The sequence below is a fragment of the Aminobacter sp. P4_D5 genome (assembly GCF_056401815.1).
Map to the genome: position 1 here is coordinate 1 of NZ_JBFUIP010000015.1, position 18,318 is coordinate 18,318.

General features: G+C 60.1%; 20 protein-coding genes. 7 read left to right on the top strand and 13 right to left on the bottom strand.

Annotated features, from left to right (window positions below):
* Positions 1–292: 292 nt before the first annotated feature.
* From AC1DWF_RS05685 to AC1DWF_RS05695, 3 genes are all read right to left on the bottom strand, one after another.
* The gene (locus AC1DWF_RS05685; RefSeq protein WP_476784446.1) at positions 293–1,495 is read right to left on the bottom strand and encodes a terminase large subunit domain-containing protein; all 1,203 of its coding nucleotides are present in this window, start codon (positions 1,493–1,495) and stop codon (positions 293–295) included.
* Between the two features lie 132 nt (positions 1,496–1,627).
* Positions 1,628–2,017, bottom strand: coding sequence for a hypothetical protein (locus AC1DWF_RS05690; RefSeq protein WP_476784438.1), 390 nt, complete (start codon positions 2,015–2,017; stop codon positions 1,628–1,630).
* A gap of 330 nt (positions 2,018–2,347) precedes the next feature.
* On the bottom strand, positions 2,348–2,719 hold the full coding sequence (locus AC1DWF_RS05695; protein WP_476784439.1) for an HNH endonuclease: 372 nt from the start codon (positions 2,717–2,719) through the stop codon (positions 2,348–2,350).
* Positions 2,720–3,075: 356 nt separating this feature from the next.
* Between AC1DWF_RS05695 and AC1DWF_RS05700 the strand changes: the two genes are divergently transcribed.
* Both AC1DWF_RS05700 and AC1DWF_RS05705 read left to right on the top strand, forming a co-directional pair.
* Positions 3,076–3,327, top strand: a complete 252-nt coding sequence (locus AC1DWF_RS05700; protein WP_476784440.1) for a GlsB/YeaQ/YmgE family stress response membrane protein — start codon at positions 3,076–3,078, stop codon at positions 3,325–3,327.
* Between the two features lie 2,027 nt (positions 3,328–5,354).
* A complete protein-coding gene (locus tag AC1DWF_RS05705; RefSeq protein WP_476784443.1) occupies positions 5,355–5,540 on the top strand; it encodes a hypothetical protein in 186 nt (61 codons plus the stop codon).
* A 335-nt stretch (positions 5,541–5,875) separates the two neighbouring features.
* Here AC1DWF_RS05705 and AC1DWF_RS05710 read toward each other — a convergent pair whose 3' ends face one another.
* Genes AC1DWF_RS05710 through AC1DWF_RS05720 form a run of 3 tightly spaced genes read right to left on the bottom strand, consistent with a single transcriptional unit; the run spans position 5,876 to position 8,175 of the window.
* A complete protein-coding gene (locus AC1DWF_RS05710; RefSeq protein WP_476784444.1) occupies positions 5,876–6,091 on the bottom strand; it encodes a hypothetical protein in 216 nt (71 codons plus the stop codon).
* 21 nt (positions 6,092–6,112) lie between these two features.
* Positions 6,113–6,589, bottom strand: coding sequence for an ATPase (locus tag AC1DWF_RS05715; RefSeq protein WP_476788067.1), 477 nt, complete (start codon positions 6,587–6,589; stop codon positions 6,113–6,115).
* Positions 6,502–8,175 carry a bifunctional DNA primase/polymerase gene (locus AC1DWF_RS05720; RefSeq protein WP_476788068.1) on the bottom strand — a complete coding sequence of 558 codons (1,674 nt, stop codon included), beginning with the start codon at positions 8,173–8,175 and terminating at the stop codon, positions 6,502–6,504. Before AC1DWF_RS05720 ends, AC1DWF_RS05715 begins: the two co-directional genes overlap by 88 nt.
* Before the next feature lie 113 nt (positions 8,176–8,288).
* Here AC1DWF_RS05720 and AC1DWF_RS05725 point away from each other — a divergent pair, with 113 nt between their 5' ends.
* Positions 8,289–8,540 carry a hypothetical protein gene (locus AC1DWF_RS05725; protein WP_476841506.1) on the top strand — a complete coding sequence of 84 codons (252 nt, stop codon included), beginning with the start codon at positions 8,289–8,291 and terminating at the stop codon, positions 8,538–8,540.
* A 21-nt stretch (positions 8,541–8,561) separates the two neighbouring features.
* Here the strand turns inward: AC1DWF_RS05725 and AC1DWF_RS05730 are convergent, their stop codons facing one another.
* The 5 genes from AC1DWF_RS05730 to AC1DWF_RS05750 form a co-directional block, all read right to left on the bottom strand.
* Positions 8,562–8,768, bottom strand: a complete 207-nt coding sequence (locus AC1DWF_RS05730; protein WP_476784177.1) for a helix-turn-helix transcriptional regulator — start codon at positions 8,766–8,768, stop codon at positions 8,562–8,564.
* A 235-nt stretch (positions 8,769–9,003) separates the two neighbouring features.
* Entirely contained in the window at positions 9,004–10,203 is a 1,200-nt protein-coding gene (locus AC1DWF_RS05735; RefSeq protein ID WP_476788069.1) for a tyrosine-type recombinase/integrase, read from the bottom strand.
* A gap of 641 nt (positions 10,204–10,844) precedes the next feature.
* Positions 10,845–11,339, bottom strand: a complete 495-nt coding sequence (locus AC1DWF_RS05740; RefSeq protein WP_476784179.1) for a YciE/YciF ferroxidase family protein — start codon at positions 11,337–11,339, stop codon at positions 10,845–10,847.
* Positions 11,329–11,874 carry a divalent metal cation transporter gene (locus AC1DWF_RS05745; RefSeq protein ID WP_476841513.1) on the bottom strand — a complete coding sequence of 182 codons (546 nt, stop codon included), beginning with the start codon at positions 11,872–11,874 and terminating at the stop codon, positions 11,329–11,331. Before AC1DWF_RS05745 ends, AC1DWF_RS05740 begins: the two co-directional genes overlap by 11 nt.
* A 302-nt stretch (positions 11,875–12,176) precedes the next feature.
* Entirely contained in the window at positions 12,177–13,313 is a 1,137-nt protein-coding gene (locus AC1DWF_RS05750) for an NnrS family protein (RefSeq protein WP_476784181.1), read from the bottom strand.
* 316 nt (positions 13,314–13,629) lie between these two features.
* On the opposite strand from AC1DWF_RS05750, the gene AC1DWF_RS05755 reads away from it, so the two are divergent.
* Complete coding sequence (locus AC1DWF_RS05755; protein WP_476784182.1) at positions 13,630–13,962, top strand: hypothetical protein; 333 nt, start codon at positions 13,630–13,632, stop codon at positions 13,960–13,962.
* Here the strand turns inward: AC1DWF_RS05755 and AC1DWF_RS05760 are convergent.
* On the bottom strand, positions 13,952–14,545 hold the full coding sequence (locus AC1DWF_RS05760; protein WP_476784183.1) for a UbiX family flavin prenyltransferase: 594 nt from the start codon (positions 14,543–14,545) through the stop codon (positions 13,952–13,954). The two genes, AC1DWF_RS05755 and AC1DWF_RS05760, sit on opposite strands and share 11 nt — an antisense overlap.
* A 17-nt stretch (positions 14,546–14,562) precedes the next feature.
* A complete protein-coding gene (locus tag AC1DWF_RS05765) occupies positions 14,563–16,050 on the bottom strand; it encodes a UbiD family decarboxylase (protein ID WP_476788073.1) in 1,488 nt (495 codons plus the stop codon).
* Between the two features lie 168 nt (positions 16,051–16,218).
* Between AC1DWF_RS05765 and AC1DWF_RS05770 the strand changes: the two genes are divergently transcribed.
* The 3 genes from AC1DWF_RS05770 (at position 16,219) to ubiU (ending at position 18,314) form a co-directional block, all read left to right on the top strand.
* The gene (locus AC1DWF_RS05770) at positions 16,219–16,647 is read left to right on the top strand and encodes a hypothetical protein (protein ID WP_476787258.1); all 429 of its coding nucleotides are present in this window, start codon (positions 16,219–16,221) and stop codon (positions 16,645–16,647) included.
* Positions 16,648–16,770: 123 nt separating this feature from the next.
* The gene (gene ubiT, locus AC1DWF_RS05775; protein WP_476788074.1) at positions 16,771–17,316 is read left to right on the top strand and encodes a ubiquinone anaerobic biosynthesis accessory factor UbiT; all 546 of its coding nucleotides are present in this window, start codon (positions 16,771–16,773) and stop codon (positions 17,314–17,316) included.
* Positions 17,317–17,330: 14 nt separating this feature from the next.
* Positions 17,331–18,314, top strand: a complete 984-nt coding sequence (gene ubiU / locus AC1DWF_RS05780) for a ubiquinone anaerobic biosynthesis protein UbiU (protein WP_476783742.1) — start codon at positions 17,331–17,333, stop codon at positions 18,312–18,314.
* Positions 18,315–18,318: the final 4 nt, after the last annotated feature.

Consider the following 18,318-nt stretch of genomic DNA (forward strand, 5'->3'; position numbering starts at 1 on the left):
GCGTTAGAACCTGGGTGGGCGCTCATCTATCCATTGATCTAATTGCAATCTAAGGCCCGGAAGCGCACGAATTGCGGTGGGGTGGGTGGAGTGGCCGACGCGGCGCCGCAAATATTATACCTGAGTGTAGCGTCGGCCATCCTCCCCAACACCTACAATCTGCAATTGGGCAAATGACTGAAGCCCCGCGACCTTTCGGAAGCGGGGCTGTTGCCTGAGGCGGGCTAAATCACACCCGCGGTCGCCCGATGATGGCGCATTGTGTTGAAAGTTGGATTTCGCGGGCAAAGGCTCAAACACTAGCCCCTCGCCCGTGCACCCAGACGTCATAGGGCTGCTTGTGGGCCGTAACGCGGGCTGCAAGCGTGTCGCCCGGCGTCCATGCTTCAATCCACGCGTCATATGTTGGCAGGTCCGCTGTTTCGCCATCCTCGCGCGTAACTGTCTTGAAGCCCGTCGCCTGGACGCAAGCAACGACGGTCATATCCTTTGTGCCGGAAAGATCGACGCCGAGATAAAGCGGCCCGTCCTCTGGCAAATCCCACTCGGACATCACCTTGTCGACGGTAGCGCGGGGCATCCAAGCCTTGTCGGCGTCCGTCCAAACACAGAAATGCAGGCGAAGAACGTTATTGAGCTTGCCGGGCACGTCGCGCGCCTCGGCAACCACACCGGCAAGGTAGTCGTGTGTCAGGATCGTGCCGAGAAGGGGGTTCGCCTTCGCCCAGCACGACGGATCCGTCATCGGATCGTCGCCCTTGTCCAGGGCGCAGACATAGGCAAAGACGCTGTCGCTGCCCTCCCAGGTCTCGCCAACGAAGGTGAATTCCTCGTCAGGCGTCTGAGTGCCGGCTAAAAGCTTTACCGCGCGCTCCCGCTCTTCCCAGCAGACGCTGTTTCGATCCGAACCGCTGTTCGTGATCATCAAAAGAAGCGGGTTCTGGCGGAATTTAAAGCCGCGTTGGAGCATTTCCATAATGCTGCGGTCGGGATGCTCATGCACCTCATCGCAAAGCGCGAAGTGCGGTCGCGGACCAGAACCTGTTTTGCCAGCTTCCTTGGAGATCGGCCGAAAGAACGAACCAGACTTGTGGTGGGCGATGTTGAACTCTTTGCCCAATCCGCCGCTGAACTTCACGCGAGACTCGATCGCCGGAGCCTGCCGGACCATCTTGCACGCGTCCTGAAACAGGATTTGCGCCTGGTCTTTCTTGGCAGCCGCCGCGTAAATCTGCGCGCCGGATTCCTTGTCAGCGGTTAGACCATAAAGGCCGACACCACCGGCAAACGGCGACTTGCCGTTACCCTTGCCCTCTTCAACGTAGGCGGTGCGAAAGCGGCGAGTGCCGTTCGCTTTCTTCCACCCGAAGATCGAACCGAGTTTGAACGCCTGCGACGTATGAAGTTTGAACGGCTTGCCATCAAACTGACCCTCACTGAGGCGAAGCCGCTCCTCAAAGAACCGAAAACCCGGTTCGCCGCCTCGTCGTCCCAGTACAGTCCGCGCTCGTGGCCGCGCTCCAAATCAGCAAAGTGCCGGCGGCAAGCATTCCGCACATGAGGCCCTGCAACCTCCACACCATCCAGCACCGCTTGCGCATACGCACTGACACGCCTAAGCGCGATCTCAGCCGTCGAGGAGGTCGTCTTTGTCGTCCTCATCATCTGGCACCGTAACTTTGCTGGCGTCGGACGGGGTCGCTCCCATCTGGCCAAGGCACTGACGGAGCAAGTTCATCGCCTGAACGCCGACGTCCTGATTGGCCATGATGCGCCCCTGAATGTTCGCGGCCATGCCAACCAACATTCGGTGCGATTCAGTCAGCCAGGGAATTTCCGTCTGGAACAGCAACCAAGCGGACTTGGCCTTGTTTGTGTCCGTGTCTGTCAGCCACTCCGGCGGAGAGCCCAACGGCCCGCTGCCCTTGGGCTCTTTCCTTGCCTTGAACCGCTGGGGGTCCTTCGTGTCTCGCCCCTCGGTCTTGGCCTTGCCTAGGGGATTTCTCGGCCTAGCCATGGGGGAAATCCTTAAATTAGTAATCTCTTATTTATATTTGCCGCCGGATAGTGGCTCGCTCACCCTGGAAGGGAGTCGAGCATGACCGACATCAGCAAAGCCGCGATCTACTGCTCATCGCTCATTGTGCTGCTGAACCTGGCTCTGGTTGCGGGCATCATGTGGCCCAGCGGAGCGCCTTGAGCCCCAACATTTGAATTGCGGATGCACGCACGTTGCTGCCCTCACGGTCCGGGCGTCGAGGCGGTCGAAAGGGTCTGACCCACCCCTCCGTGAAACATTGATGTTTCACGTAATATTCTTACGTCAAAGCGCAGTATTGTTGCGCGACTAGATGGGGTAGCCGTCGGCCCCGAAGCGGATCACGGTCTGACCGAGATCCTCTCGCTTGCCGTCGCTATCGTGATGGGGCTTGCATAGAGACTCGAAGGGGCCAGACCAAAACTTGTCTTCGTCACCTTTATGGCCGCCGTCGGCATGGTGAACCACCGTCGCAGGCTCGACTACTTCCATCGTCAAGCAGCGCTCGCACAGCGGCTGCGTGGCCAGCTGGTATTCGCGGGTGCGCTGCCAGCGGGCAGTTTTATATAATCTACGGTAGATGGCAGCTTCGGCTGAACGATGGTCAGGCTGACGTGCCATGGTCGTTGGAACCTTACGCTGCACCGCAGTGTTGTCTCCGTAACGGTAGGAGATCAACATGCAGAACGAAGATGGAATTAGCGAACGCAAGCCTGCGCGAAACTATCGCGACCCGAATGATAGAGCCAAACGTCGGAAGACAGCGCCTGTAGATGAGACTAACGAAAAGGTCCGCCACTCGGACGCTCAGAACCCTCCACGAGACAACCCGCTGAACGTTGAAAAGCCGGGAGGCAGCGAGCAGCCTGGCTACCGAATGAAGCGAGCTCGCTTCTGGCAGTCTTAGAACAGGCGGCCGGTGTACCGGCATAGTATCGCGGGCTTCCTCATTGGTGGCGCGCGAGGTCAGGGAACTAATGCCCTGCGCTTGCATTTCAACCGAGGCGAATTACCGCCAAGCTTGAGGGGAATAAATTATGGAAGACGCACAAGTCGGTTGGATCGCCGCTATCATTGTTGGCGGCATCGCGGGTTGGCTCGCAGAGATGTTCATGAAAAGCAACATGGGCGTGCTCATGAACATCGTACTAGGCATCGTCGGGGCGGTAGTGGCCAACTTTTTGCTGGGCCTTGTAGGCGTCGGCCTTGGTGGCTGGCTAGGCTACTTAATCGCCGGCTTCATCGGCGCCTGCATTCTTATAGCCATTGGGCGTGCCGTTAAGCGCTAGCTCCTAGAAGCGGCGACCTCAACCGGCCGAGGCTAGGAGGTCGCCGCTGATCACCCGTGCAGCGTGGRGGGACGCGCAGGGGCGATAGTTACCCAGCCATAGGCTGGGGGGCTTGTACACCCAAGAAAAAAGGGTCGCCGAAGCGACCCTTGAATTTAATTGTCCTTCCCCGTTCTAGGGGACTTGAGTGCGGATTAGTGGCGCTTAGGCAATTTTCTTGTATTCAATCAAATAGTTATCGTTTTCAGGTTGGAATTTTGCACCGCCAAGGAAGCTGTCGGCAACGCCAATTCCCCGCAATACAAGCGCCTTTCCGGCTGAAGTCGCATCCCTTCCATTGAATCCAGCATCGTTACCGATCTTTTGCAGTGTCCRTCCCCCAAGCACGGCATCGTCGAATGGCTCCAACAGGGGGCCAAGGGCCGAGCGAATGCGGGCGAGGATCGGTGCGCGGTCGATCCGTTCGAGAAGGATGTCTTCCGTAACCTTGATGTGCAGGCTTTCGGTGATGCCGACCTTTGATGTCCCATTGTCGCCCTCGAAGTAAGCGTCGACGTCGACTTTCTTTTTCCGCACTGCCGGGATGTTGTAAGCGCCCTTGGACTTTCGCAGCTTGGTTTCGTACACGATTTCTCCACCGGGCACGGACCTCCCTGGAAAGCCGACGGCGGCTGCTTCGTTGACTTCCTCAATTCCGGCCATACGACGCGACACATAAGCAACCGCCATCCCGGTGGCTTCACTGCCCCCATATGCCTGACCCTTAAGCGGCTCAGCCTCGCACAGGGCCACCAGTCGGCGATACTCCACCACTATCTTGATGTAGTGGTGCAGCTTGTCTCGGCGAAGGACAGCCAGAAGCGGGAAATCCTCATCGCGTGACCGCGGGCAATCCGGGTCACCAATAGACTGGCGCTTTTCGAACTTGTGCCTCATTCGGGTGACGGCTCGCCTTTCTAGGGTCCGTTTCTTGGCGGTGCGCTCGCGTCCTGCGGCCCTCTTTGCTGGGGTGGTGGACTTGTTGAACGGCTTGTCCAATTCGTGTGGGATTGGGATAAGGTAGCCACCGACCTCCCCATCCACAGCACACCTGACCGTACGCAGATCGCCGTTTCCACCCATGAAGCCGAGCGCTCGTGCACTCCTTTCATTCACGAAGCAGTTCGGCGCGACCTTGATCATTAAGTCGTCAACTGCCTGCAATCCCTCGGAGTCGCGCAGGAACCTACCGGCATCGTCTCTCTGGAAGCGGGTGCTCGTTTTGTATGGATGTCCGAGTTTGAGGCGCGGGTGATACTCGGAGGCGTCTGGGTCGTATGAAAGCGTTGGCGAAACTACTTCCAGGTGGACAACGCTATTGTCGCTGGCCACGGTACGGCCATCTGCCCCCGAAGGGGCGGCTTCTTTCGTTTGCATCGGGTGCTGTTTCCCAATTGTGATGGAAGGTCCGGCCAAAACCGGTGCTTGTGACCGCAGTGGGTCAGTACATAAAAGGCGGCAGATYTACTTCCGACAAGGAACGGCTGAAAATAATTCTTCGTTGCCATGGTTCGTGCTGTTGTCGTTACCGGCGAGCCACCCGCGAACCAGGGCGACGGCTTGGGCGGCCGCATCTTCGCAGGTGACTGCCCGCAAGACCGTCACCTCGTGGCCAAGCTTGGCTAGTGCTGGGTGTCGAACCTTCTGGCTTTCCGTCAGCGACGCGCCACCAACCTTGTTCTCCCACATGCGCAGCCGGCCGTTATCGAGGTAGATGCGCACATCAGCTTCGCCAGGCGTGAGGCCGGCCGCGATAGCCTGCACCTGAGCCTTGGGTCCGCGCTTGGCTGCGTTCTGGTCGCCAGCCAGCAGGAACCGCTTGCCGTACTCGGGCATCTTGCGCAGAGCGTCCTCGTGGTGGTGCTGCGTTCGTGAGACGGGAACGGGGTTGGTTGCCCCATGGGCATAAAAAGAACGAAGGTCGAAAACAGCAAGCAAAGCTGGAACGATATTTTTGCGATGGCGTTCGAAAGCCAAAGGAGAGCCCCATGTTACGCCTGCTCGCCGTGCTTTTGCTCGGGTATGGAACTTACCGGATCACCAAGGAATTCATCGACCGAGTGCCCGACGATTTCGAACCAGTGCCGTTGCTTCCCTCCCCGGAAAGACAGAAGCACGATGCGCACGTGGCTCGGGTCGACCGCTTGAGGTTGAAGAAGAGGGCAGCCCGCTAGGTTGCATTTTTCAGCTACCTTGAAAATGGTGCCCAGTCGCCCGGATAAGTTCTATCTATCTGGGCGGGCACTTCGCGCCTCGCACATGCCCCGCCCAGTTGCCCAGTAATAACCCCCCTAAAGGGGGGTATTATAACCGGGCACTTTTCTGGGCAGGCAATGCTAAGTGCCACCCGACGATTTTGCACAGTTCTGCACGGAAAATGCACGGTTCGATAAGCGCTATCCGGGCACTATCAGAAGTTGTGGAGCGGGCGGCGGAGGTTGTGCTCACGGGCTAACAAAATAGGGCGACAATTGCTCGTCGCCCCTTAAATGTACCACTGCTGGGTCGATCAATCCTGCGGCAGCGACCGCATGAACTGGTACTTGCCTTGCGCAGAACCCATGGTGGTTTTAGCGACTATTACGCCGCTATCCTTGGAGGGGTCGAGAGCCGCAGTGACGTCGATGTTCCAACCAAACGGCTGCGGCGGTCCAAGGACAGACTCGCTACCGGCAGGCATTTCCACGCGTAGCTGAACATCCGCCAGCTTAGTCATCGGGTTCATTTTGTATGTTCCGTCCTTGTGTCAAGCCGCCCGCACAAATACGGCGCTTTCCCGACGTATCGGATCCTTCTCCTCGCTCTTGACCAGGACTCCTTCTTTCAACAGCGCGCGCACGATCATGCCTGCGCGCTTGCGGTGGCCGTCTTCTTCAAGGTCGAGGCCCAGCGCATAGCCAACCGCCTGGCCAACCCAGTTCTTGGCTCGCGCCGACTCCTTGAAGTCTGCATTTGTCACAGCAACGCGAATGACCTCTTTCTGGTCCGAGGTGAGCGCGTCAGTCACCTCTTCCGCGCTTGGCCACCGCCACTCCGTCACGACGCCAGCATGGTCCTGCGGCTTGCTTAGCCCCTGCCCGTTGCCTAACGGCACGCTCTCCAGCTTCCGCCAGTCTTGAGCGGACGACATCTTGGTCAGGTTGGATTTGCCTTGGTGCACGTTGAAATATGAAAAGCGCTCTGTCGGACTAATGCCCGCCTGGCCCGCCTGTTCTTCCGACATGCGGTTGAGCACGCGCACCGATCTGACCGCGCCAATGAGTGAGACGGCGCCTCGAGCATCCTCGACCGTGGCGTCCCGGTCAGCCACCTTGCGCCGTTATCGTTCTCATTGACTTGGTGTGTCGACACAAACGGGTCGACAATCATGACGTCGATACCGTTGCGCTCGATCTGCTCGACAACCGCCTCGACAACTGGCACCTGTATTTTGACGCCGCGCTTGTCGTCGATCGCCACCACGAGCTCTTGCTCGCGGCCCGTATCTAGGAACAGGTGCCCCTCGATGTCTTTGGGAGACAGGCGATAATGGATGCACGCCGCCATGATACGGCGCTCCATTTCGTCGCGCGGATCCTCGGCGTTGAACAGCCAGACCTTCAGCCGTTGCGGTGGCTTTACGCCCAGCAGCGGCTTTCCGGCACCCATGGAGATAGCTTCAACGATGCTGTTGCTGGTCTTGCCTAGGCCGCCAGGGGACACTGTGACGGACACGTATTTACGGATGTAATGCGTGCCGAACGCGAACTCGCGTCTTGCTAGGGTCTTCGGGTCGATCCACGAGAATGGGGTGGCGATAAAGGCGGGTGTGGGGCCGGTTGGCGCTGGGGCGATCCCGCTCGGGATTACATCTGCGTTTTCGGGTTCTGACAGGTCGGACTCGTCCCGCTCGGGATCAGCATGGTTGCTCGCTTCTTGCGTGCCGTCCTTCTTCCCTTTCGCCAAGCCGTTGGTGATCATGCGGCTGATGTCGACCAACCGCGTGTTGTCGTTGCTGTAGGCCGGTTGGGGGATTTCGCGCGGCTGCCGCTCACCGGCGGCAAGCCCGCGCCGGATCTTCGCCCACGTCTCGCGCTCGCCGTCCTTGGCCGCGATGCCGCACGAAACCGCCGCCTGATATAGCCCAGACTCTGCCTGCGAACGAGAAACAGCGCCGGCTGCCACCAACTGCCCGACGCTGAACGCGCTTGCGTTTAACTGGTAGCCGCGCCCGCCTGGTCCGGTCGTGGCCAGAGCACGCAATTCAGCCTCAAGTGCCCGCTCGACATAGATGTCGTTGCCGCCCGGCTGATAGGTGCAATCGTGGCGCGTGGCCGTGTGCACGGGCGGCAACACGAGGTCGAGCAGCCATTGCGGTGCGTCAGCGATAGGCGGATGCCCTTCGCCTTCCCAGTCAATCCATTCGTACGACCGCCCGTCAGCCGCAACGCTCCCCGGTGCAACGACGTAGCCGCCGTCGCCGCGAACATCGACAGCGACGCCCAGCCCACCGCGATTGCGGATGCCGTCGACATGCTTGAAGAAGATATGCGTGCCGCCGCCCATGGTCTTGGCACGGGCAGTTGGAGGCAATGGCTCGTTGGCAGCCTCCATGTCGGCAAGCCAGTCGTGGCCGTCACCGATGCCTGGCTTTCGGTCAAGGTCGAGCACCCATGCGTTGATGGCCTTGCCCGTCGGCACGCCAATCATTGCGTCCGGCGTCCGGCGCCACCATTCCTTGACGATGCGCTCGTTCTTGGAAGCACCCTTTAGGCCGTTGCTTACCAACGGTGTCTTGGGCGCGTAAATCTCGCCGGTGTGGTCGTCCATCTCCTCTTTGGCGCGCGTCGGGAAGACTGGCCAGTCACGAGCGACGTAGGAAAGCGCGAGGTCGAGGGGGGGCGTTGCCGTGGGCGGCGGTCGGGGGGGCGGTTACGAGGTCGATGGCGAAGGCGGAATTCGTGCTAGTGTCTGTCATTGCTACTCCTTGGGAGGTGCGCATGTCTGGAAACAGATACGATCTGCGGAAAGAGTACGGCGGCCCGTTCAAAGGCACCTGGACCGTGTTCGATATTTTCACTGGCCAACCGGCCGAAGTGGACCAGGTGACGCAAATAGGGTTGGAAATGGAGCAGGCCGACGACTTGGTCGACCTGCTGAACCTTCAAGACGCTAGGCGGCGAAAGCTGCTTTGATTGTTGTTGCGATGGCGATGCTCATGCTGCCCTCGCGGCGATGCGCTCGTCGATCCATGCGACAACCTCTCCTCGCACGAAGGCCACACGGCGATCGCCAAGCGGAACCGCAATAGGGCAACGTCCTTCGGCGCGGTATTTGTTGAGCATCGAGCGCGACATACTAGTCATACGGCAGGCATCGTTGAGCGAAACCAGCCGCGGCTGGTTGTCGTTACTAGGAATCATGTGTTCTCCTCGGCGCCAGACGGAATCCGGGCGCAATTCAAAATGGTTGATTGTCGAGTGGGGATTCCGGCATGTAAGCTGGGCGCTGGGGTTGACTGACGCTCAAGCGCCGTTGCCGTCTCGGGGCAACTACCCGGCGGGGTAACCCGCTGCTTTGGCCTTAGGCCCGAAAGTGCATTCGCGCACCTGGTACATAAAAGGCGCCTCGGGCGATATGGTCAAGGTTGCCTTATGATTATTTTTTACCACCGCAGTATTCGGCCCAATCCGCCATGAGCAACCGGCGCTTGGTAAGTGCATCAGATCGGGCATAGGCTCGCGCCACGGCGTCCCCGACTGCATGTGCAAGCGCCATCTCCGCAAGATCCCCGTCGTGGCCTGTCGCCTCTGTAACCCAGTCCCGGAAAGCCGAGCGCATGCCATGAACGGTGAAGCCATCGCCGCCATTGTCAGCAAGCACCTTCGCCATCGTGTTTTCAGAAATGGGCCGCTTATCCCTGGCGCCTGGAAATACGTAGTCATTGATGCTCTTCGCCTTCATCTCCCTCAAAATGGCAACGGTGCAATCGGAGAGCGGCACACGATGCGTCTTCCCGCCCTTCATGCGCTCGGCCGGGATAGTCCACAGCCTGCCATCCAGATCGAACTCGCCCCAGACTGCCCCGCGCGTCTCGCCGGACCTAGCGGCGGTAAGGATGGTAAATTCCAACGCTTTGGCGCCGACGGTATCCAAGCCAGCCAGAACCTTCACGAGCGCCGGCACTGCCCGCCAAGGCATCGCCGCATGGTTGCTCTTGGTCGTCAGGGCATCCGGCTTGTGAAGCACGTGTTCCAAGTTACCTTTCCAAGCGGCAGGGTTCCCCCCTGTCCGCAGACCCTCGACCTTCGCGGAATCAAGAACGCGCTCGATACACTCGCGCAACTTCTCCGCTGTTTCCTGTTTAACCCCCCATAGCGGACGCAGCACCAACAGCACCTCAGTCACTCCGATGTCAGCCAGCGCCTTATCGCGGATGCCCGAAGCATGATTCGTGAGCATATTACGCCACCTCGCCTCGGTCTTTCCGCCACGCCAGCGGCCAGCTTTCACCGCGTCATCAACGTATCCATCGGCGTACTGGCCGAACGTCTTTTCTGCCGACTTCGCTATTGCCGCTTCGATGGCCTCCACGCCGTGACGGTGTTCGATCGGGTCGATACCCTTGCGCACCAGATCGAGGGCGGCCTCGGCTTTCTGGCGAGCCTCCGCCAGGCCGACAGAATGAAGCGGTCCTAAACCTAGCTCCCGGCGCTTCTTGTCGAACCGGTAATCCAAAATCCAGTATCTGCCCTTGCCCTTGGTAACGAGCCACAATCCTCCGCCATCACGCAGCTTGGTTGCCTTGCTAGCCGCGATAGCCTTTACTGTGAGAACGTTTCGAGTATGGCTCCCCATCCTGTCTTTCCCCGCTTTTTCCCCGCTATTAGGGTACGCGCTATTGGTAGACAGTAATGTTACAAGTGACAAGCAATTCCTTTAATTTCAGTGCCTTATGTCATGATTGGTTGACGCCATCGTCGCCAATGTCATCAATATGAATCCGGCCCGGGGAGCCACCTTTTCCAAAGCATGCGAATTAGAGAATTGACCCTTCAAGGGGCAATCTACAGCATACCTGCATAACGAGAATTCGCTACGCCTCGACCTGCATGGCCAGAGCGGCAGGCGACAGGCGGATCATCGCCGCCGATTGGGGTTACCTCAATGGCGCGCAGCTTGAACGAATCGCACCTAGACCGACGGCAACCAGGAATCACCAACCTGAGAGCTTGCGGCGCGCTACCTGAAGGTCAGCTGACGATCGTCGACCCGCCTGCACCGGCCGAGTCCAAGACCAAACAAGTTTCCGACTCCGCCCGCAAGGCTGGGCCGACCATGTCGCTGGTTGCAGCATGTCGCTTCTGATGGGTCTTTTGGGCAGCAGCGCGCGGTACGGATCGGAAGCACTGCTATTGGTCCCGGGACGCTTGCAATGAATTAGACGGAGGCCCGTCGAATTTCAGATGGAAGATCGGCGGGCCTTTTCCGCAAATTCCTCAGGCGGCCATTGCCTTGTGATTCACGCCACCCTCTGCCAAGCGCGTCAACGCTTCATCGGTCTTGGACTCTTCCGTGAGTGTCTGGTCCAGGAGTTGGACCGCATCCTTTAGGCCGAGTTCCTTGGCCCACTGTTTCAATGTGCCATAGCGCGCAATCTCGTAATGCTCCACAGCCTGGGCAGAAGACACAAGACCAGCATCCAATGCCGGCTTGCCCTTGAACTCGCTGAGGATTTCCTCGCCTTCGGCAAGTATCCCCTGGATCGCCTCGCAGGTCTTCCCCTGGGCCTTCTTGCCAATGATCTCGAACACCCGCTCCAGGCGCGCAATCTGTCCTTCGGTTTCACGATGGTGCTTTTCGAAGGCGGCCTTGAGTTCCGGGGATTGGGCGCCTTTCGCCATCTTCGGCAACGCCTGCAGTAGCTTGCGCTCGGCAAAATAGATGTCCATCAGCGTGTCGTGGAACAGGTCGTCGAGCTTTTCATGAGCCATAGAACTTCTCCTGATGTGGGGGGTAGACAACAACAATGCCGCGCGGAGTGCATCGTTCCGGCGTCGGCGAAGTTTTTCGGGATTGTCGAGGCAAGGCAGGTGATGCTGCTACAAAAAAACTCGTCACGATCATCGCGACAGCCGTGACCAGCATCACCGCCGTCGAAAGCCAGCCGAATACCCGAAGCGTGCCACCGATGGTTTGCTTGCCCATGATACGAGGCTGCACTGACATCAGCATCATCATGGCCATGATCGGAACCGCGACAACGCCGTTGATGACAGCACTCCAATACAAAGCTCTGATCGGATTGATCGGGGTGAAATTCAGCCCCACGCCGATCAGTGTCGCAACAGCAATCGTCGCATAAAAGGCCTTGGCGTCTTTTGGCTTCCGATCGAGCCCGGTCGGCCACCGCAGGGTCTCCCCAACGGCATATGCCGCCGACCCAGCGAGGACCGGCACTGCCAAAAGCCCGGTACCAACGATGCCAAGCGCAAAGATCGCCAAGGCAACGATGTTGGAAAAGCCCATGCCCACCGGTGATCAGACCTGGACCCAAGGCCCTGAACCATCGCGTTCGCTGCACGTACGGGCGGGACTTATCCGCACTTTTGCCAGCGCCTGCCTTTTTGGACATGGATCCAATTCACGATTGGCGGAGACAATGGTATCCGCGCCATGCTTCGGCAGCGATTGCCGCCAACTCGCAAAAGGCCCGCATCGGCTCGCCGGGGGGCCTCGCGGCTGTCAGAAAACGAACTCGCCCGAAGATCGTTCCTGAAACGCAAAACGCCCCGCCACCTAACGTCGGAATCTGCGCGCCGCTGCGAGAGTTACAAATCGCGAAACACGAGCATCCGGCGGAAGGCGGCGAAAAACAGAGCAAAGGCCCCAATCCATGAAATGGCTGCGAGCGTTGTAAAAAACGCACCTGCGCTCGGAAGCAGCTCGACCAATAGGCGCGACAGAGCCGACAAGAAGATCAAGACAAACGCTGCCGTTGCCGGCGCTGAAGGCGCAAAGGCGCGACCGGCGTGCTTGCGGATCATGCTCGCCATGATGGCGAGCCCCATGGTGGCGACCGCACCGATCATCCAGGCATGGATGGCGGCCGCCCGCCCGATGCTCTGCGGGGCCAGAACATGGGCCGCCAGAAGGGCAAAGCCGACTATGGTCCAGGCATATCCGACGTGAAGTGCCAGAACTGCTGGTGATGCGACGGTTCGCCAAGCACGCCATTGCGCCAGGCGCACCGTATGTGCGCAGGCCGCTACAGCGCAGGCGACGCCGGTTAGCTGCGCATGCGGCATAGCAATCCATCCGACCAGGGCGCACGCCGTGGCAGTAGCGGCCAGCCGCTCCACGGCGGCCGGCGAACCGATGACGATCCGGCCGCCACCTTTTTCGATATAGGCTTCGGTCAAGGCCGGAATCCCCCTGCCCCCGATGATCGCGACAAAGCAGACGACCGAAGCCAGGGCCATCCGCAGAGCGAGCACCAGTTCACAAGACATGGCCGTGAGCGCGATGCTGGCGCAGTAGATGAACAAGAAAAGCACGATCTTGAGGTTGCGCCTGTCACGAGCGGCAATCACCGGCCTCGCCACCAAAACCGCGAGCCAAAGAACGAACAGGGCAAACAGAGCTAGCCCAGCGCCAGGTCGGACGAACAGAAACGTGACGCGACCTACCAGCCACAGCGCTACCAATGACTGGACGACGCGCCTCGATGCGGGTGGCCGCCGCGTCCAGCGCGGGAGCGCCGTAAGCAGGAAACCGGCGAGGATAGCCGGAACCGTACCGAACAGTAGCACATTACGATGCCATTCATTGGCGGGCATTCCAATCGCAGAAAGGAATTGCATTGCAGACATTGGCAACGTCCAGATCGCTGCCCCGAGGATTGCATCCAGGGCGGCGAGCAGGAAAAATGGTCGAAAGGGTGATTGCGTCTCGACCGCCGCTTTCATGACGCGACCCACGACCGGATGTCTTCATCGGCCCGGTCTCGGCGACCCCACGACGTCGAATTTTGCTCCAGCACAAACAAGCGTCTGATGAAGCCGCTATGATGATCCCCGGCTTTCCCATGCGGCCGCCGGCCATTCGTAGCTGCGGCGATCACTGTCGGGATAGCCGGTCGGCGCTCTGACAGGATGGTGGTGTGGGGATGTTTGGGTTGCCACCGACGCAAGTACACACCGCTGCAAAGGGATAAATCTGGCCATGAATAGCACCTCTCAGTCAGGTGGTAGCAAACACGTCGAACCGCGTCAGGGAACCACAGTGGCCCGGCGCCTGGCGAACGTGTTGAAGGGTGTAGAACTGGATTGCGAATGCCACGACCGGCTAGATCAGGCGCTGGCCAGGTTCGAAGCATTGGAAATTCGGCGGGCCGCGCGCGAGCAGCTTGCCAATGCGCGTCGGCAGCGCGAGCGGATCGAAGCTGTTCTCTATTTTCTGCGGGATCTCGACGAACTGGTTGCGACGGAGCAGGACCAAAGCGCCTATACGGAGATCGCGTTGCTTTTTGACGACATCGCTGCTGCCGCAAACAACGGAGCTCTTTCGATGCGGCATCTGTCGTCGTGTCCAACGTCGACCCCGACTAAGCCCTAGAACGCGGCGATGAACCCTCCTCGCCCCATCGCGTGAGCTCACTGCCGGGATCGATGCCGGCCCAATTGACAAGGCGCGCCGCGATCTCGCGCACCATCTGCTCGATGGACGATGGCCTGGTGTAGAAAGGCGGCACTGGCGGCGCGATGACGGCCCCCATCCGCGCCAGCCTGAGCATCGCCTCGAGATGGCCTTCATGCAGCGGCGCTTCGCGCGGCGCGACAACCAGGCGGCGCTTTTCCTTGAGCGTGACGTCAGCGGCACGGGTCAAGAGATTGTCGCCGAGCCCATGCGCCATAGCGGCCAGCGTGCGCATCGAGCACGGAACGACGATCATGCCGTCCGCCCTGAACGATCCGCTGGCAATAGGTGCGGCAAGATCGCTGGCAGAATGGACTTGGCTGGCGGAGGCGGCAAGACGGTCAAGCCCATACTCGCCAAGTTCATGCGCGATGCTGGCCCGCGCGCCCGAGGAAACCACAAGATGGGTGTCAACGCCTGCTCCGGCGAGTTGGCGCAGGGTTTCCAGCGCGAGAATGGAGCCCGAAGCTCCCGTGACGCCGACGATCAGTCGCTTGCTCATCTTTTGTCCAGTTCCGCTCATTGTGGAAACAATTCCCGCCATCGCGCGGACACCTGCCGTTCGACCTCTGCCGACATGCTGAGTTGCTTGCCCCACGCACGATGCGTTTCCGCACTGATCTTGCGTGTGGCATCCAGACCCAGCTTGCCGCCAAGCCCCTCCAGAGGAGAGGCAAAGTCGAGTTGGTCGATGGGCGTACGATCGACCAGCATCAGGTCGCGTGAGGGATCCATCCGCGTGGCGATCGCCCACATGACATCCGGCCACGATCGGATGTCGATATCGTCGTCGACCACGACGACCAGCTTGGTCATGGAAAACTGTGGCAGCAGCGACCAGAACCCCATCATCACACGCCGCGCCTGGCCGGGATATTTCTTGGCGATGGAAACCACGGCGATACGATACGAGCAGGCCTCTGGTGGAAGCCAGACATCGACAATCTCGGGAATCTGCTGGCGCAGCAAAGGCTTGAAGACCTCCAACAGCGCTTCGCCGAGAACGGAAGGTTCATCAGGCGCGCGTCCGGTGAAGGTTGTCAGGTAGTTGGCATTCGCGCGGACGCGGATCCGCTTGAGACGAAAGACCGGGTAATGCTCCGGCGCGTTGTAGTAGCCGGTGTGGTCTCCGAACGGTCCTTCCAGCGCGGTCTCTGTCGGCGAAACCATGCCTTCGAGCACGATTTCGGCACTTGATGGCACATGAAGGGCAATGCTTTTGCACGGTACAAGACCTACCCGACGGTTGTTGATCAGCCCTGACAGCGCCAGTTCCGAAACACCCTCGGGTGCCGGCATGACTGCTCCCAGCATCGTGGCCGGGTCAGCGCCGATCACCACCGCCACCGGCATTTCCATGCCCCTTGCCGCCCACTGCCGATGATGCGCCGCACCGCCCCGCATCGGCAGCCAGCGCACGATGGCGCGATCGCGGTCGAGCACCTGCATGCGGTAGATGCCGAGATTGTAGGCAGCCGGATCGTCGTCTCCCGGTGAGCGGGTAACAACCACCGGCCAGGTGATGAGTGGCCCGGCATCCTCGGGCCAGCAGGTCTGGACTGGAAGCTGCGAAAAATCCGGTTCCATGTCGTGCCACCCTGCAGGAGCGGTGACGATCTTGGGCCGCGCCGTCAGTGCGCCGCGGGCGGCAGGCAGGAGCGAGCGCGCCTCGCCAAGTGTTCGCGGTGCCTGGGGCGCCCTCATCCACGCCAACAGCGCGCCGAGCGTGGAAAGGCCTTCGCGCGTGGTGCCGAGGCCTGCCGCGACACGTTCACAAGTGCCGAACAGATTGGTCACGACCGGCATGGTCGAGGCGTTGCCATTGGCCGTCATTGGCGTTGCAAAGCGCAGCACCGGCCCGCCTGCCGCGATGACACGACGATGTATCTCGGTCATTTCAAGCTGCGTGGAGACGGGGCTGCTGAGCTGCTGAACGTCACCTTGGCCCTGGAGATGGTCAATAAAGGAAGCGAGGCTGGAAAACGGCTGAAGACTGCGCTGGTGCATGGTTGAAGGCGATCCGGTCCGTCCGGAACTGCGGACGCGGCTCCTATCCCATGTCGATCCATGGCCAACTTTGATCCAGGACAAAGAACAGGCACGGCGTTTCCAGTACGAAACGGTCAAGTGGCGGTTTTGGTGTCCGCCGCATTCTTGGACGAGGAGGAAAGCGTCATGAGCATTCCGGCACCGGAAAGTTGGGAAGTGTGGCATTCCGCGGTTCTGGCCTACAAGGACTGGAAACAGCGACGCGCGGCCATACGAGAGATCAATGCTCTCGGGCGCCAGGAAGGTGAGCGTGTTCTCGGCGAATGCGGCCTGACGCGCGCTGATCTCGCCATCGCCATGCGGCACACCTTCGCGTCCACTATCCTGCTCCCCGAGGCCATGCAGTCGGTTGGCGTCGATCCGGACGCTTTCGCGACCCTGTATGCCGGATGGAACCGCGACATGCGACGCACCTGCATGATGTGCAGCCAGCGCAGTCACTGTTCCGACCAGCTCACTGCAGCCAGTTTCGCCAAGCGCTATCGCGAGTTCTGCCCGAACCGCGACAGCTTCGACGAGATGGCAAAGCTCCATGGCAACGAGGCACATAGCTAGCTTGTGGTGCAGGCGCGCGAATTAGAAAAATTCGCGCTCCTCTTTGTTCCCCGACAAACAAGCACTCCGGTCCCGCGCCTATGACACTCCGGTCAATGTGCGACAAATAACATGGAGTGTCGGGTGGCAACGAAAGCCGTTGAAGGAGAATTGCCTGGGTTCGCCCGGCACCTATTCCCAAGTATTGCCGGGTTGCCGCTAGGGCCGCTGCTGACATTTTCCCTGCGCGGGCTCGCCCGACGCAGGCCGCAATTGTTCGATCGGCTTGGTGAACACAGAGCCGCAAGCTTTCTGATCGATCCAACCGACCTCGCATTTTCCTTCGTCATCGTACCCGATGGAGAAACGTCGAGCGTCCGTGTCGTAGGCAAACACGACGACACGGCGTCCAGCGTGGCGATCAGGGGGCCCATCCTGATGCTGCTAGGACTGCTCGATGGCACGCTGGATGGCGACGCACTGTTTTTTCACCGCATCATCTCCGTCAGCGGCCGGACCGAAGCGGTGGTCGCTCTTCGCAATGCGATTGAGGATGCGGAGCTTCGCCCTTCGGAGCTGCTTGGATTGCGCGGGACGCTCGCTCGCCTTGCCGACAAGGGCATTTTGGGCGGGCTAAACGCTGCCCGGCAATTGGTCGGCGGCCAGAAGTCCATGGAGGAGGCGCTATGACTGAGCCTGGACGCATGGAACTCGTCTGCCCGGCCGGCACTCCTGCGACTCTACGGGCTGCGGTGCTGGCCGGCGCCGATTCAATCTATTGCGGATTCCGCAACGAAACCAACGCACGGAACTTTCCGGGGCTCAATTTCTCGATGGAGGAGTTGGCCGAAGGCGTGCGCTTTGCACATGCCCATGGCAAGAAAGTTCTCGTTGCCATCAACACATTCGCGCATGTCGGCCGTATCGACGTGTGGCAGAAGGCAGCCGACGAAGCCATCGCATGCGGTGCCGATGCCATTATCGCCGCCGACACAGCCGTGCTCGATCACATCGCGAAGAACCACCGGGATGTCCGCCTTCATCTGTCGGTCCAGGCTGCTGCGGCGACACCGGAAGCCATAGATTTTTATACGCGCGAATTCGGCGTCCGGCGCGTCGTGCTGCCGCGCGTGCTGTCGATCCAAGAGATCACAGCCCTCAACCGAAAGATCGATGTCGAGACGGAAGCCTTCGTCTTCGGTGGCCTGTGCGTGATGGTCGAGGGGCGCTGTTATCTCTCTTCCTACGCAACCGGAAAATCGCCGAACCTCAACGGCGTCTGCTCGCCACCAGAAATGGTGAGCTACCACGAGGATGCGCGGGGCACGACGGCCAAGCTCGCCGGCTTCACCATCGATAGCTATGCGCCCGGCGCGCCTGCCGGATACCCAACCTTGTGCAAGGGCCGGTTCAACGCTGGCGACAAGACCTCATACCTGTTCGAAGACCCGGTCAGCCTGAATGCCGGAAGCATGCTTGCGGGATTGAAGGCGGCCGGCGTCACCGCGCTCAAGATCGAAGGGCGCCAGCGTGGCAAGGGCTATGTCACCGAAGTTGTCGGCGCCTTCCGCAGGGCGGTCGATGCAATCGATGCCGGCGGAGACGCAATCGAGATCGACCGCATCCTCGCGGGCATGTCGGAAGGCGGCAAGCAGACTGCGGGTGCCTACCGGAAAACATGGAGATAGACCG

Bases quoted from the DNA above. Each gene is read 5' to 3' on its own strand.
- AC1DWF_RS05690 (WP_476784438.1), bottom strand. From the start codon at position 2,017: ATGGCTAGGCCGAGAAATCCCCTAGGCAAGGCCAAGACCGAGGGGCGA.
- AC1DWF_RS05695 (WP_476784439.1), bottom strand. From the start codon at position 2,719: ATGTTGATCTCCTACCGTTACGGAGACAACACTGCGGTGCAGCGTAAG.
- AC1DWF_RS05700 (WP_476784440.1), top strand. From the start codon at position 3,076: ATGGAAGACGCACAAGTCGGTTGGATCGCCGCTATCATTGTTGGCGGC.
- AC1DWF_RS05705 (WP_476784443.1), top strand. From the start codon at position 5,355: ATGTTACGCCTGCTCGCCGTGCTTTTGCTCGGGTATGGAACTTACCGG.
- AC1DWF_RS05710 (WP_476784444.1), bottom strand. From the start codon at position 6,091: ATGAACCCGATGACTAAGCTGGCGGATGTTCAGCTACGCGTGGAAATG.
- AC1DWF_RS05715 (WP_476788067.1), bottom strand. From the start codon at position 6,589: ATGTCGGAAGAACAGGCGGGCCAGGCGGGCATTAGTCCGACAGAGCGC.
- AC1DWF_RS05720 (WP_476788068.1), bottom strand. From the start codon at position 8,175: ATGGACGACCACACCGGCGAGATTTACGCGCCCAAGACACCGTTGGTA.
- AC1DWF_RS05725 (WP_476841506.1), top strand. From the start codon at position 8,289: ATGGCGAAGGCGGAATTCGTGCTAGTGTCTGTCATTGCTACTCCTTGG.
- AC1DWF_RS05730 (WP_476784177.1), bottom strand. From the start codon at position 8,768: ATGATTCCTAGTAACGACAACCAGCCGCGGCTGGTTTCGCTCAACGAT.
- AC1DWF_RS05735 (WP_476788069.1), bottom strand. From the start codon at position 10,203: ATGGGGAGCCATACTCGAAACGTTCTCACAGTAAAGGCTATCGCGGCT.
- AC1DWF_RS05740 (WP_476784179.1), bottom strand. From the start codon at position 11,339: ATGGCTCATGAAAAGCTCGACGACCTGTTCCACGACACGCTGATGGAC.
- AC1DWF_RS05745 (WP_476841513.1), bottom strand. From the start codon at position 11,874: ATGGGCTTTTCCAACATCGTTGCCTTGGCGATCTTTGCGCTTGGCATC.
- AC1DWF_RS05750 (WP_476784181.1), bottom strand. From the start codon at position 13,313: ATGAAAGCGGCGGTCGAGACGCAATCACCCTTTCGACCATTTTTCCTG.
- AC1DWF_RS05760 (WP_476784183.1), bottom strand. From the start codon at position 14,545: ATGAGCAAGCGACTGATCGTCGGCGTCACGGGAGCTTCGGGCTCCATT.
- AC1DWF_RS05765 (WP_476788073.1), bottom strand. From the start codon at position 16,050: ATGCACCAGCGCAGTCTTCAGCCGTTTTCCAGCCTCGCTTCCTTTATT.
- AC1DWF_RS05770 (WP_476787258.1), top strand. From the start codon at position 16,219: ATGAGCATTCCGGCACCGGAAAGTTGGGAAGTGTGGCATTCCGCGGTT.
- ubiU (WP_476783742.1), top strand. From the start codon at position 17,331: ATGGAACTCGTCTGCCCGGCCGGCACTCCTGCGACTCTACGGGCTGCG.